Below are 15,414 nucleotides of genomic sequence, written 5' to 3'. Positions count from 1 at the left end.
CTACTTTGAGGCTACCCCTTTGGCCTCTTTTTTTTCGAGGTAAGTAATGAAAAATTTAATCAAACAGATATCTAGAATCCAAGATGGATGGCATGCCGCTTGCTACTTTTCAAATGACGATCTCAAACAGGACTGGTCGAAGAACGCTGATTGGTAAAAATATAAATGATTAAAAAACAAAAAACCCCGCATTCTAATCCGAAGCGGGGTCATCTTAAATTTTAATCACAGGATTCAAATTAAGAAAAAGCAGTGGTATCTATTGAGACTCACGATTGAGTCTTAAGTTCCAAACTTTTTCCATCATCGGCCACATTCACTTGTTGTAATTGCAGCAAACTACAATACAAACGCCAAACCACACCAGATAATGCTATTTGTCCTTCGCTTGCTAATGATTCACTTAATTGCATTAATGAATTGAGTGATTGCTGCAATTGCACTTCATCATGGGAATAGTGGAACTCCCAATTATGAGCGATAAACCAAGCCTGCTTTATCTTCATCGATTTATAGACTTGATATAGGTTGCTTTCAACCATTTGCAATGTTTCAGCCGCTTTTGCTGAGTGCATTGTTTTTAGTTGATAAACGGCATGCTGACAGTTCAATGTCACGACTCCCAAGCGCAATAAGCCTAAGCGAGTACATTGGTCTTTACTTTGGCTCAAACGGTTAACTCGGTTATACACCAAAGATTCAAATTCATAGTGATCCATCCCTGAGCGAGAACTTAACTGAGTCAGTACATCACGTCTTAATGATTTGGCAATACGCAAGCCTTTACGACGGTCTGAGCTTGGCTTAAAGACATGAAATGCCACCGCTGAGAATAAGATCCCAACAATCATACTGACGCAAGTGTTCACAAAGCTTTGATAGTCATACGTCGGCGGGTTAGTGATCGCAATAAAGGTCCCCATAAACACAATCAAGATCCCCCACAAACCTGCATTTCTAACCGATTGAAGCTTTTTTAACTCCATGGTGATGACAGTCAGGATCAATAAGATGGCGAATGGCCCAAAGGTGCTAATTTGCAATAAAATACCAAATTTCAAAATAAATACCGCCACGCATAGCCATAGCACCGAACGGAACATGGTAGTGATCGCGACCATAGGCGCTGGGCTGGTAGAGTTTAATAAACAACTCACTGCGGCTAGAGTCGCCGCTCCTGCCCCCATATCCCATTGAGAGTTAATCCAAAACCAGCTACAGGTAACCAAACATACAAAAGTACGCAACCCGTTGTATAAAGCTTCGGTATTATCGGTATGACGACGAATTCGGCTTCGTTTCGGGACTACCCCTAAAGAGCGCTGATGGCCAGGAGACATATTTTCAATTGAATGTAAGGTATCGGCACAACGTAGATACAACTTACAAAACTGACACAAGCGAACCCAGAAGGCATGATGACGAAAATCATCGTCACGCGTGGGTTTAATTAACGCTAATTTCTGCGCTAGGCTGTATTGGTTTAGCAGACCAGACTGTAAACCTTGCTGGATCTCTAGCAAAACACTCGACAGATTTTCGGGCGGATTCGGCCAATTCACCAGCATTCGACGCAAGCTAGAAATATGACTGGTCATCTGCAGTTGTTGCTGCAATAAATGATTAAGGTAGCTGTCTTGGTAACGTAATTGGTAATGGCTCCAATAAGCTTGCACACGCAATAAGTTCATGGAGAGAATTTTACCAATCACTGTCTCATGAGAAAGGCGGATCTTGTCATGGAGATCTTTATTATGAGCATCCGGGTGATAAGACTCCGGGTGAGACAATAATTCAAAGTGCTCTAATAGCTGAGACTGCATCTGCCGCAAGGTACTAATTAATGTCACACCGTCGGAAGTACTCGGCAAGATCATCATCATCACGCCGCTACACAAAATACCGACAACCACTTCACACACACGCGCCTGAGTAATTTCAAACAGCATATGAGTATCGGTGCTGTTAACCGTGGTATAGCCAATAATGGCCGCTGTGTAGCCTGCTAACTGAAAAGCATAAGACACATTGTTTTCATAATGACTGGCTATATAGGTACAGATAGCCATCCACAGTGACATGTAGAAAGTGAATAGCCAGGGATCATTTAAAGTATGACCAACGATATGATAGGTCGCAAAAGCCCCTAATAAACTCCCAAATATCCGCCCCAAACTTTTACTGATCACACTACCAAAAGTTGGAAAGCTCACGACTGCCGCAGAGGTTAATGCCCAATATGGCTGCTCAAGATCGAGCACAAACGCCACATATAAAGCCAGCGTTAATGCCAGCGCATTACGAATCGCATATCGCCATTGAGGAGCCGTTGCCTTTCCCCATGGGGTTTGTGACCAATCTAACCAATGAAAGCTCATAATTCACTCAAATTAATAATGAATTGAAATGCTACAAGTCGTACCGGCAATTAAGCGTAGATCTTTTGGTAGATCGGTCAGCTTAATACGCACGGGAACACGTTGAGCGAGCTGTACCCAAGGTACGTTTGGCTTGATATTGGCAAGAAGTTCAGGCGAAGCGGCTTCACTTTGATCGACAATACCACGACCAATGCTTTCCACTTTTCCGGTTAATTTTTGATTTGAAGAGAATAAAGTAATATCTGCTTGGCTGCCTTCTTGAATATGCTTGAGCTTGGTTTCTTCAAAGTAACCTTGAACGTAAAATGAATTAGCATCAATAAGACCAATCAAAGGAATACCTAAAATGGCATAGCGGCCTTTACGCACTTTTAAGTGACTAATATAGCCATCAACCGGTGCATATACTTTGGTTTCTCTTAATTTCCACTCTGCTTTGGCTAGTGCCGCTTGAGCCGATTTGTATTGCGCTGCAGTTGCTTTGGCGTTGCTTTCGGCTGACTCTAATTCTTCTTTAGAAATAGTGCTTTGTTTCATATTACGGCGGCGAGTGTACTCACGCTGAGCATTTTCTGCATTGGCTTGCGCTGTCTCTAACGCCGCTGTTTTTTCATCAATTTCAATCAGAAAAGGTTCCGGGTCGATGGTCATCAGCAAGTCGCCTTTTTTGACAAACTGATTATCTTCAACATGCAACGAAGCCACAGTACCATTGACGCTAGAAGCAATATCCACTACATCAGCACGGATCTTACCATCACGAGTCCAAGGTGATTGCATATAGTAGTTCCACATCCACCAAGCAGCACACAAGGCTACGGCAAACACAGCAACAGTTGAAAAATATCTTAACGTTTTAAATTTCATACATTACCTAGGTCGATTGACCTTTTTTGATTAGAGTTCTAGATAAAATTACTAAGCACTACCCGTATTCTTTATATACCAATCATGTCAGCCGCATGATCAGGATTAAAGCGACGAAGACGGATAACACAAATAAGGATAGATCCATTAACGTTGGGTGCCAGACCTCACCAGAATACATCCAGTTTCTTAATAACCGATGAATCACTCCCCACAACAACATACCCAGTAAAAAGGCTTTAAATATTGGCGGAAAATACAGTGAAGCCCCGACGATTAAATCGGAGATAGGAAGACCTACTTGAAGAAATTCAACGTTCAAACGCACACCTTTGAAAAGTCATAACCATAAAATCGAGTACGCCAACGTTTCACCATAGAGTGAACGCAAACATAATGTCCTTTTATGATATTAGCGTTTAAGCGATTAGATGCCAGAAGAGAAATAGTATGGCGACTAGTTCATAAATTAGTAGGGGATAATTAGAAAAGTGTTTACATAAAGTACAAACAACCCCAAGCAGATAAACTAGCTTGGGGTCGATTATACGCCAAAGACCAAACAAGGGTTAGTTGTTTTTTTACATAACCCACACAGATTTAGTGCAAAAAACAGTCAGATCTGTGTATTAAAACTACAGTTTATTGTTTGTTTCTAAGCAACACTTACCTTCATGATCACTTGTTCATTCAAGTTAATCTCTAGTGCCACTTCATCACAAGCATGTTGACGAGGACATTGGTCACAGTCTTTTAATACTTTTTCCGGTAACAATGTTTTCGAAGTTGGAATGAAGTCTTGCTTCATAAAGAACTCAGGTACTCGAGTTAACACGAATACCTTTTTGATCGCCATTTGACGCGCTTTATCTACCAAGTGTTTGATAATCGCTGCGCCTTGGCCTTGCCCTTGCCAACCGGCTTCAATACCTAGTGAACGAATCTCCGCTAAACCGGAATCGTAAACATATAAAGACGCACAACCGGTGACTTCACCATGATGCTCAGACACCGCAAACGAGCCAATATCACGAATCAATTCATTACGACTACGAGGTAAGTTCTCCCCTAAGCCTGCCCAATACGCCACCATGCCTTCAAGTGCATCAATATCGGTTAGACGTGCCGCGCGAACCGTCACACCAGAATTATCACGCTCATCCAAACGTTTCTGCGCTTGAGTCACCGCATAATTCACTTGTTTCGGTGATACGCCGCCCAACGCTGAACGTTTTTCTAGGCAAGATTCAATGGTAAGAATGTCATACACATCCGATTCAATCACAGGTGAGAAGGCTTTAAGCTGCTCAAGTGATAGCTCTTCGAGTGCGCAAGATTGTTCAATCGCACTGACAACCGCAACACCGACAATATGGTGCGCTTCACGGAATGGGATACCTTTTGCAACTAAGTAGTCAGCAAGCTCAGTTGAGTTTGCATAACCTTGCTTGGCGGCTTCTAGCGTACGTTCACCATTAACTTTAATACCATCGAAACACAATGCAGCCATTTCCATGCAATCATTCCAAGTATCAAGCGCATCAAACAGCCCTTCCTTGTCTTCTTGCATGTCTTTGTTATAAGCCAATGGTAGTGCTTTGACTGTCATCATCATGGCGGCAAGCGAACCATAAACACGGCCGGTTTTACCACGGATTAACTCAAGCGCATCTGGGTTTTTCTTTTGCGGCATTAATGATGAACCGGAAGTCACGGTATCGGCCAATTCAATAAAACCAGACTCACCTGAGTTGTAGAAAATCATATCTTCAGCAAGACGTGACAGGTGCAACATCGAAATCGAAGCAATCGACATCAGTTCCATCACATGGTCACGATCCGACACCGAATCCAAGCTGTTACGAGTGGCGCGTTGGAAACCAAGATTATGAGCCAATTGCTCACGATCCATAGGATAAGCTGTACCCGCTAAAGCACCGGAACCTAATGGACAAGTATCAAGACGCTTAATCGCATCGTCTAAACGAGAATAATCACGCTCAAGCATTTCAACATACGCCAAACACCAGTGCGCAAATGTCACAGGTTGAGCTCGTTGCAAGTGCGTATAACCAGGAAGTACCGTCGCTTGATGTTCACGAGCAACCGAAACCATTTGTGATTGCAGGCGATCGAGCGCCATTAATAGTTGATGGCCTTGTTGGCGACACCAAAGCTTTAAATCGGTGGCCACTTGGTCATTACGCGAACGGCCAGTATGTAGCTTTTTGCCTAAATCCCCGACACGGCTAATTAGTTGCGTTTCAACCCAGCTATGAATATCTTCCGCATCCGACTTTAAAATCTGCTCAGGATCTTCCATTACCGCAAGTTTGAGTTCATTCAAAGCCAATTCTAATTTCTGCTGCTCTTGTTCAGTTAAGACGCCAACCGATAACAAAGATTTAGACCAAGCAATCGACCCCACAATGTCTTGCTCAGCCAATCGGTAGTCAAAGCGCAATGAATCATTGAACTGCTTAAACCGAGTGTCTGCCGCTTGGGTAAATCTTCCGCCCCATAATGCCATTGTGAATCTCCTGCTAATCCATTGTATTTATCGATTTTCGAACACTAGGTTACTCGTTACTAGAGCGCTTCGCTTCTCGATTATCCATGATTTATTATTATATTTAATTTTACTATGAACCTCTAAATGCTCGTCACTAGGCGTTTCTTTTCCGAGTCACGAGCATTCGAGTTACGATATTCGTATTTATTTCTTCTTCGCTTCATTCAGCGCACGAATGCGACTTGATAGTGAATATAAACGGATGAATCCGCCTGCGTGGCTTTGGTCGTAAACTTCGTCATCACCAAAGGTGGCAAATTCTTCAGAGTACAAGCTGTTATCAGAACGTTTCTGAGTCACGATTGCATGACCTTTATAAAGCTTGATCACCACTTCACCATTCACATCTTGCGCTAACTCTTCAGTTGCCGCTAATAGTGATTTACACAGTGGAGTAAACCAACGACCATCATAAACAAGATGAGACGCTTTTACTGCCAGCTCTTCACGGAATTCAAAAGACGCTTTATCCAATACTAATTGCTCAACCGCACGAAGCGCTTCCATCATGATAGTGCCTCCTGGAGTTTCATAACAGCCACGAGATTTCATGCCGACTAGACGGTTTTCAACGATATCAATACGACCAACGCCGTGCTTCACGCCTTTCTCGTTTAGCGCAACTAGAGCTTGGTAAGGAGAAAGTGCTTGGCCGTCGACTTCAACGACTGCGCCTTTTTCAACTTTTAGGGTTACGTATTCTGCCTGGTCTGGTGCTTGTTCAGGATCCACTGTCCATGCCCAGCAATCGTCATTTGGTGCATTCCAAGTATCTTCTAGCACGCCACCTTCGGTTGAAATGTGCCATGCGTTAGCATCACGTGAATAGATTTTGGTTAGAGAAGCGGTACAAGGAATATTACGCTCAGCTAGGTAGTCTAAACATTCTTCACGGCTTACAAGATCCCACTCACGCCAAGGTGCAATCACATGTAGGTCTGGGGCGAGTGCTGCAAACGCACCTTCAAAACGAACTTGGTCATTACCTTTACCCGTACAGCCGTGACATAACGCATCTGCGCCGACTTTACGCGCCACTTCTACTTGCGCTTTTGCAATGATTGGACGTGCCATTGAAGTACCTAGTAGGTATTTACCTTCATAATAAGCACCAGTTTTTAGGGTTGGGTAGATGTAATCAGCAACCATCTCTTCTTTCAGGTCAGCGATGTAGCATTCTGATGCCCCTGATGCGATGGCTTTTTCTTCAATGCCGACTAACTCTTCATCACCTTGACCCACATCGGCCACAAACGCCACTACTTCACAATCGTAGTTTTCTTTTAACCATGGAATGATCACTGAGGTATCTAACCCACCCGAATATGCGACAACTACTTTGTTGATACTTGCTTTATCGACGCTTAATTTAGCCATGTTACTTCTCCAAAATTTATTTTATAGCCTTCCCTGGAATCATGTTTGGGTGAATTCCGTGGATAATTTATTTTGCTTCTCCCCTCATTGAGGCAAGAAACGTGTTCCTATGCTTTGACCAGCAAAAAGTTGGGTTAGCTTTTCAGGACTTTTCCAACCTGCCACTTCAATCGCTCGACCTAGTTGATTGGCCGCTTCTAATGCCGCTTGCACTTTTACTATCATGCCATCGGTGATCACTTGCTGTTCAATCAGTTGATCAACTTGTGATTGGTCTAGTTGTGCAATAAGTTGCTTATCCGCATCGAGTACGCCTGCAACATCAGAAAGTAGAGCCAACTCTGCTCCCAATGAAGTGGCGACCGCAACCGCCGCTTGGTCAGCATTAACATTCATCAACTGACCTTCAACAGTAATACCAATTGAACTAATAATAGGCAACACATTGGTTGCTAATATTGATTTCAACACAGTGCCATCGCCGGCTGATGCTTCACCGACTGCACCGAGTTCATCGGATAACTGAGTCACTTTACATAAACCGCCATCCGCAAGACTCAGGCCAACGGTATTCAGGCCAAGTTTCATCGCTTGCCCTTGCAACAGCTTATTCGCCGTCCCCGCTAGCGCCCCTGCGATATAATCAATTTGCTCAAAAGGTGTGACTCGTAAGCCATCCTTTTTTACTGTTTCAAACTGCAACTTTGCCATCAACTCATCTACCAAATAGCCACCACCATGTACGATGACGATTTGACGTTGTGCTTCGTTTTGATATTGCTGAATTGCACCAAATAATTGAGCTAAGGTATCCAAATCGGATAATACCGCGCCACCTAATTTGATCACTAAAGGAGCCATGGTCATTATCCTTACACTAAAGCCGTCATTTCAGGGAAACCGAAACGAATATTCAAACATTGCATCGCTTGGCTTGATGCGCCTTTCAATAGGTTATCAATCGCTGAAACCACAATAAGATGCTGACCTTGACGCTTCCAACCAATATCACAAAACGGCGTGTTTTCGACATTTTGCAAACGAGGAATATCAGAAAGTAAACGAACCGCAGGCTTGCCTTGGTAAGCTTGTTCAAAGGCTTGTTCAATTTGCTCGTCAGTCACATCAGAGGCTAACTTCATGGTAATAGTGGCTAAAATACCACGCTTAAAATTGCCAAGATGCGGGGTAAAGATTACATCACGACCTAAATGAGAGGCGATTTCAGGTTGGTGACGGTGAGTGAATACACCATAAGGTTGTAAGCTAACTTCGCAAAAGCTGTTGGTCATGGAGGCTTTACGGCCCGCTCCTGTCACGCCACTAGTGGCATTAATGACTGGCCATTGGTTTAAATCGAGAAGTTGTGATTCGATAAGCGGTTTAATCGCCAGTTGAGATGCCGTTGGGTAGCAGCCAGGAACGGCAATTAATTGCGCTTGTTCAACTTGAGAAGCATTCCATTCTGCTAAGCCGTAAGCCGCTTGGTCCAGCCACTGAGATTCTGTATGTTCAAAGCCATAATATTGAGGATAAAAACCATCAGCTTTAACTCGGTACGCACCGGATAAATCCAAAACAACACAATCATTAGCAAGAAAAGTCGGCGCGAGGTCGTGACTAACTTCGTGAGCAGTGGCAAGGAAAACCACATCACATTGTTGCGCGACGTCTTGAGGTGAGGTTAGCGGTTGCACAGCAAGATCAATCAGTCCATGTAATTTGCCATGTAATTGAGAAATAGGTTTGCCAGCATCGACACTATTTTCTGATACATATAAACCAGATAAAGTCAGTTCAGGATGCTTGTCGACCATCAAGGCCAACTCTGCACCGGTGTAACCACTTGCTCCAATAATGACTGTTTTTAGCATACTCACCTATCCGTTTGTTTTGTGCTGTTTGCTTTGCGCGATATTTATATTTGTTTAAGTGGAATTCGTGACGTCATTGAGACATTTCATGCTGAAAACAAATCTTTATCAAGCGCAAAAATATGACTATCCACTCTAAAAAAACCTTATTATTTGATTTTTTATTCACAAATAATGATTTAATATGTGTTTTATCGTTTTATAAGCTTCTTGTCAATAGCCCGGTTATCAACCACAATGGCTTTTATCATTAGCATACAGGCAAAGCCATCACACGAAATGGAGTTTTTATGGGCACACCTCAATTTTTAGATGTTTATCGCGGATTGATCTCTACCTCTTCAATTAGTGCTACCGACCCCACTTGGGATGAAGGGAATACCGAAGTGATCGCCAAGCTCGCGCAATGGTTAAAAGATCTCGACTTTGCCGTTGAGGTGATTGAAGTTGCGCCGGGCAAACACAACTTGATCGCCAAAAAAGGCCAAGGTGAAGGTGGGCTATTGCTGTCTGGTCACTCTGATACCGTGCCTTTTGATGAAGGCCGCTGGAACTTTGATCCACACGCCCTAACCGAACATAACAATCGATTCTACGGATTAGGCACTGCCGATATGAAAGGTTTTTTCGCCTTTATTATTGAAGCGGTCAAAAAAGTCGATTGGGCAAACCAAACCAAACCGCTTTATATTCTGGCAACCTGCGATGAAGAAACTAGCATGTTGGGTGCTCGCCACTTTACAGAATCATGCTTAAATGGCGACGCGCCGTATAAGCCGGACTATTGCATCATTGGTGAACCAACCAGCCTTAAACCAATTCGCGGACATAAAGGCCATGTCGCCAATGCAATTCGCGTTACCGGTCACTCTGGACACTCATCCAATCCGGCTCTCGGCGTGAATGCAATTGAAATTATGCACGAGGTACTGTTTGCATTAATGCAGCTACGTAACCAGCTAATAAAAGAATATCACCACCCGGGCTTTGAAATTCCAACTCCAACTCTAAACCTCGGTCATATTCATGGTGGCGACAGTGCTAACCGTATCTGTGGTTGTTGTGAATTGCATTATGATGTTCGCCCACTACCGGGGATCAGCCTAGATGGTTTGAATAACATGTTGCAAGCGGCACTGAAAGAAGTACAAGCCAAGTGGCCAGAGCGCATTGAAATCAAACCATTGCACGAACCAATTCCTGGTTATGAATGCCAACATGACCACCCTTTCATCAAGAGTATGGAAGAGCTGACTCAAATGCCGTCAGAAACGGTCAACTACTGTACTGAAGCACCTTTCTTACAAGAAGTTTGCCCAACATTGGTCATGGGGCCGGGTTCCATTGACCAAGCCCACCAGCCGGATGAATTCTTAGCATTTGAGTTTATCGACCCGACGATTAATATTTTATCCAAGTCGATGCGTCATTATTGTTTTCAATAGAAAGGTGTTTTAAATAGACAGGTATTTGCATAAGCAGCTGCTTTGAGAAAATAAGTACCTAGAGTAAATTGGATACAATCTGACAAGTTGAAATAATGAATCATGCCGCATTCAAACCATTGGGATGCGGCCGAAAAAATCAAATATGGTATAAGTAACAAAGGTTTCACACTGCAATCAAACTCGCTTTACTCATTCATTGATAACTGATTTAGGTCAATGATATTTGTATTATTTTTTCATGAAGGCGGCAAATATTTGACTCAGTGCAAATATTTTCGATAGATTGTAGTGATTATACTAATCGCAACGAGCAACGAATCTCCATAGCTTGTTGAAAACCTCGCTAACGGTGTAATGAATTTTGTAGGTAGAACAACTACTAACAACAACTTCATGCTTTGTTATCAAGCTTTTCCTATACAAACTTAGGCGACAGACTCATGTTGTGATGAGTATAAAGAATTAAATGGATGTAATTAAATTACAAGGTGAAACGACGATGAATGAAAAATATGCCGCTTTAACGGGCAATGTTCGCATGCTCGGAGACTTACTCGGCGCAACCATTCAAGAAGCTCATGGTGATGCTATTCTTGATAAAGTTGAAACCATTCGTAAGCTTTCCAAATCAGCACGCGCTGGTAGTCAGGAAGACCGCGAAAGCTTAATCGAAGAAATCAAAAACCTACCTAACGAACAACTCACGCCTGTTGCACATGCTTTCAGCCAATTTCTTAACTTAACCAATATTGCAGAGCAATTTCATACTATTTCTCGCCACTGTGAAGAACAAGTATGTGAACCTGATGCGATCAACACTTTATTTGGTAAGTTAGCGTCTAATGACATCAGCAAAGAAGACGCTGCACAAGCAATCAAAGAACTGAATATCGAATTGGTGCTAACCGCCCACCCGACAGAGATTGCTCGCCGCACTATGATCAACAAATTGGTCAAAATTAATAAGTGCTTATCGCAATTAGAACATGGTGATCTTTCTACTCGCGAACGTCTGAAAGCCGAGCGTCGCCTAGAAGGTTTGATTGCGCAATCTTGGCACTCTGATGTTATTCGTCAGCAACGCCCAACCCCGCTCGATGAAGCAAAATGGGGCTTTGCCGTTGTTGAAAACTCATTATGGCAAGCCGTGCCTGAGTTCTTACGTGAATTCAATGACCGTGTGAAAAACTTCACCGGAGAAGCGCTTCCTATTGATGCTAGCCCTGTACATTTTTCATCTTGGATGGGCGGTGACCGTGATGGTAACCCAAATGTTACTCACCCAATCACTGCTGAAGTATTGCTATTGTCTCGCTGGAAAGCCGCTGATTTATATCTAACCGATATTCAAGAGTTGATTACCGAGCTGTCAATGACCGCTTGTAACGATACGGTACGTGAATTATCTGGCGAAGAGCATGAACCATACCGTGCAATTCTGAAGCGCTTACGTACTCTATTAAACAATACTTGTACCGTATTAGATGCACGCATCAATGGTACTGAAGTGCCTAATCTGCCAATTCTAGAACGAGTTGAGCAGCTTTGGGACCCACTACTCGCATGTTACCAATCGCTACACGAATGTGGCATGAGCATCATCGCAGAAGGCTCACTACTCGATTCTTTACGTCGTGTGAAAGCCTTTGGTATTCACCTAGTCCGTTTGGATATTCGTCAAGAAAGTACTCGTCACTCAGATGTGATCACTGAAATGACACGCTTCTTAGAAATTGGTGAGTACGACCAATGGACGGAAGAGGAAAAAGTTGAATTCTTAATTAAAGAACTTAGCTCAAAACGCCCACTATTGCCGCGTAATTGGGAGCCTTCACCAGAAGTACAAGAAGTGCTCGATACTTGCCGCGTCATGGCAGAGCACCCTCGTGAAGCATTTGGCGCTTATGTTATTTCGATGGCACGTACCGCATCAGATGTACTAGCTGTTCACCTCATCTTGCAAGAAGCGGGCTGCAAATTCCGCATGGATGTTTGTCCATTATTCGAAACCTTAGATGACTTGAACAATTCTGAAGCGGTAATGAAGCAATTGTTCTCACTCGATTGGTATCGTAACTTTATCAATAACCACCAAATGGTGATGATTGGTTACTCGGATTCAGCTAAAGATGCCGGTGTAATGGCAGCAGGTTGGGCACAATACGATGCGATGGATAAACTGGTTAAAGTTTCAGATGCAGAAGGCATCGACTTAACGCTATTCCACGGTCGTGGTGGTACGGTTGGTCGTGGTGGCGCACCAGCGCATGCCGCACTACTTTCTCAACCGCCTCGCAGCTTAAAAGGTGGCTTACGCGTAACTGAACAAGGTGAGATGATCCGCTTTAAACTAGGCTTGCCTGATGTGGCGGTGAACAGCTTTAACCTATACGCCAGCGCAATCTTAGAAGCAAACCTACTTCCGCCTCCTGAGCCTAAGCAAGAGTGGCGTGAAATGATGCATACGCTTTCAGATGTTTCTTGTGAAGCTTATCGCTCGGTGGTTCGTGGCGAACCGGATTTTGTTCCTTATTTCCGCGCAGCAACACCTGAGCTCGAACTGGGTAAACTGCCTTTAGGTTCACGTCCATCAAAACGTAATCCAAATGGCGGCGTTGAAAGCTTACGTGCGATTCCATGGATTTTCTCGTGGAGCCAAAACCGCTTAGTACTACCTGCGTGGCTAGGTGCCGGTGAAGCGATTCAACATGCGATTGAGCAAGGCCACCAGCCAATGCTTGAAGACATGTGTCGTGAATGGCCATTCTTCTCAACACGCCTTGGTATGTTAGAGATGGTGTACTCGAAGTGTAATATTGATATTTCACGCTACTACGATCAGCGCCTAACCAATGAGTCATTATGGCCTCTTGGTGAGCGTCTACGTGAGCAGTTGCAAAAAGATATCGTGACGGTTCTAAACGTTGAAAATAACGAGAACCTGATGCAAAGCGACCCTTGGGGCTTAGAGTCAATCCGCCTACGTAACATCTACGTTGAGCCATTGAACATGCTACAAGCTGAGTTGCTATACCGTACTCGTCAAAGCGACAACCCATCTTCTGAACTAGAAGAAGCGTTAATGCTAACGATTGCTGGTATCGCAGCAGGTATGCGTAACACGGGTTAATCGCTGACACTAGTTTAGCCACTAAATCGTGTTTCAATTTAAGAAGCCGCGCTTAATAATTAAGTGCGGCTTCTCTTTTTGTGTCACTTCACCTTAAATAAGATTAATTTTTTCATCAGTACATAAATGAATGAAATTACGCTATCTTGGTTATCTACTTAGTAAACTTAGAAGCTGACATGTCACTGCCCTACGTTATTTTAACTATCTTAAGTCGAGAGCCGGCGACCGGTTACGACATCAGCAAAGCGTTTTCTCATAACGTTGGACACTTTTGGAAAGCTAGCCACCAGCAGGTGTATCGTGAGCTAGCCAAAATGACTCAGCTAGAATGGGTAACATCAGAGCTTCACCTTCAAGTCGGCAAGCCTGATAAGAAAATCTATACCATCTTGCCATTAGGGCGCTCAAAATTAACCGCTTGGTTTAATCAACCTACCCCTTATACCGCGACTCGTGATGAGTTCTCGGCTAAATTAATGGCTTGCAGCGTTGAATCAGTAGACAGCTTTATTCAGCAATTAGATGTTCTGCTCCCTGAAGCGCAAAGCTTGTTGCAGCATTATCAGCAACTCGAAAGCCAGTTTTACCACAACCCAGAATCCCTTGAGCCGCATGCCAAGTTAGAGCACTTAATTTTAAGACGTAATATTTTGGAGAGACAAACTTGGATTGAATGGGCAAGCGAAGTAAAGCAACAGCTCGAAACCTTTCCAACTTCTAATACTATCGAACCAACAGATAACAAAAAGGCTTACTGAAAGTCAGTAAGCCTTTGTGGTTTATATCTTAATGCGTTGAAACAGATAAGAACAATTAGCGCGGACGTACACCGAGTGTGTGGCAAAGCGCATAGGTCATTTCAGAGCGGTTTAGGGTATAGAAGTGGAAATCTTTCACCCCTTCACGGCTGAGCGTTCTTACCATATCAATCGCCTGACTAGCACCGACCATTTGACGAGTCACCGGATCATCATCTAGCCCTTCATATTGCTTCGCCATCCAGCTTGGAATGCGTACATTAGTCATATCCGCAAAACGCTTCGCTTGCTTATAGTTCGAAACCGGTAGAATGCCTGGAATAATTTCCACATCAATGCCTGCCGTTACACAACGGTCACGAAAACGTAGGTAGCTTTCTACATCAAAGAAAAACTGCGTGATCGCGCGGTTCGCCCCGGCATCAACTTTACGCTTTAAGTTAATTAAATCCGCTTGAGCATTTTTCGCTTCTGGGTGAATTTCTGGGTAAGCGGCCACTGAAATATCAAAATCAGCCACGCCTTTCAGTAATTCGACTAAATCCGACGCATACATATCCGGCTTGCCACCATTTGGCGGTAAATCACCACGCAGAGCAACGATATCGCGAATGCCGTTATTCCAGTAATCTTGCGCAATCTCTTTTAGTTCATCACGAGAAGCATCAATACAAGTTAAGTGCGGCGCGGCAATTAAGCCGGTTTGATCTTTAATTTCTTTAATGATCGAGTGAGTACGGTCTCGCTCACCAGAGTTGGCACCGTATGTTACTGAAACAAATTTAGGTTGGAGGGTCTTTAAGCGGTGAATTGAATTCCACAGAGTTTCTTCCATTTTCTCACTGCTTGGTGGGAAAAATTCAAAAGAAACATTAATCTTGCCTTCTAGATCAGCAATATTATGGTTTAGCGCATCAATATGGCCTGCGTGTGAATAACTCATGTTTTACTCCCTGTGGACAAGCCACTTAACTCACCTAAAAAGTACGAATCTGAAAAGCATC

General features: G+C 43.5%; 11 protein-coding genes. 3 read left to right on the top strand and 8 right to left on the bottom strand.

Translation table 11 applies throughout. The features are described 5' to 3' along the window. Positions 1-269: 269 nt before the first annotated feature. The 7 genes from L3V25_RS05295 to argC form a co-directional block, all read right to left on the bottom strand. On the bottom strand, positions 270-2,378 hold the full coding sequence (locus tag L3V25_RS05295; RefSeq protein WP_237294454.1) for an FUSC family protein: 2,109 nt from the start codon (positions 2,376-2,378) through the stop codon (positions 270-272). 12 nt (positions 2,379-2,390) lie between these two features. Then, complete coding sequence (locus L3V25_RS05290) at positions 2,391-3,248, bottom strand: HlyD family secretion protein (protein ID WP_237294453.1); 858 nt, start codon at positions 3,246-3,248, stop codon at positions 2,391-2,393. An 82-nt stretch (positions 3,249-3,330) separates the two neighbouring features. Next, entirely contained in the window at positions 3,331-3,570 is a 240-nt protein-coding gene (locus tag L3V25_RS05285; protein ID WP_237294452.1) for a DUF1656 domain-containing protein, read from the bottom strand. A gap of 333 nt (positions 3,571-3,903) precedes the next feature. Further along, a complete protein-coding gene (gene argH / locus L3V25_RS05280; RefSeq protein ID WP_237294451.1) occupies positions 3,904-5,778 on the bottom strand; it encodes an argininosuccinate lyase in 1,875 nt (624 codons plus the stop codon). A gap of 186 nt (positions 5,779-5,964) precedes the next feature. Then, positions 5,965-7,197 carry an argininosuccinate synthase gene (locus L3V25_RS05275; protein WP_237294450.1) on the bottom strand — a complete coding sequence of 411 codons (1,233 nt, stop codon included), beginning with the start codon at positions 7,195-7,197 and terminating at the stop codon, positions 5,965-5,967. 84 nt (positions 7,198-7,281) lie between these two features. Beyond that, positions 7,282-8,064 (bottom strand): acetylglutamate kinase, encoded by a 783-nt coding sequence (gene argB, locus L3V25_RS05270; RefSeq protein ID WP_237294449.1) that lies wholly within the window; start codon positions 8,062-8,064, stop codon positions 7,282-7,284. A 5-nt stretch (positions 8,065-8,069) separates the two neighbouring features. After that, positions 8,070-9,071: an N-acetyl-gamma-glutamyl-phosphate reductase gene (argC, locus tag L3V25_RS05265; protein WP_237294448.1), complete on the bottom strand. Its 1,002-nt coding sequence runs from the start codon at positions 9,069-9,071 to the stop codon at positions 8,070-8,072. Between the two features lie 290 nt (positions 9,072-9,361). On the opposite strand from argC, the gene argE reads away from it, so the two are divergent. The 3 genes from argE (at position 9,362) to L3V25_RS05250 (ending at position 14,410) form a co-directional block, all read left to right on the top strand. Further along, a complete protein-coding gene (argE, locus tag L3V25_RS05260; RefSeq protein WP_237294447.1) occupies positions 9,362-10,516 on the top strand; it encodes an acetylornithine deacetylase in 1,155 nt (384 codons plus the stop codon). Positions 10,517-11,018: 502 nt separating this feature from the next. Continuing rightward, positions 11,019-13,649, top strand: a complete 2,631-nt coding sequence (gene ppc / locus L3V25_RS05255) for a phosphoenolpyruvate carboxylase (protein WP_237294961.1) — start codon at positions 11,019-11,021, stop codon at positions 13,647-13,649. A 179-nt stretch (positions 13,650-13,828) separates the two neighbouring features. Beyond that, on the top strand, positions 13,829-14,410 hold the full coding sequence (locus L3V25_RS05250) for a PadR family transcriptional regulator (protein WP_237294446.1): 582 nt from the start codon (positions 13,829-13,831) through the stop codon (positions 14,408-14,410). A gap of 55 nt (positions 14,411-14,465) precedes the next feature. Here the strand turns inward: L3V25_RS05250 and metF are convergent, their stop codons facing one another. Then, the gene (metF, locus tag L3V25_RS05245) at positions 14,466-15,353 is read right to left on the bottom strand and encodes a methylenetetrahydrofolate reductase (RefSeq protein ID WP_237294445.1); all 888 of its coding nucleotides are present in this window, start codon (positions 15,351-15,353) and stop codon (positions 14,466-14,468) included. Positions 15,354-15,414: the final 61 nt, after the last annotated feature.

It is taken from the genome of Vibrio sp. CK2-1 (genome assembly GCF_021726515.1).
Classification (GTDB): domain Bacteria; phylum Pseudomonadota; class Gammaproteobacteria; order Enterobacterales; family Vibrionaceae; genus Vibrio.
This window is presented reverse-complemented; position numbering and strand designations above follow the sequence as displayed.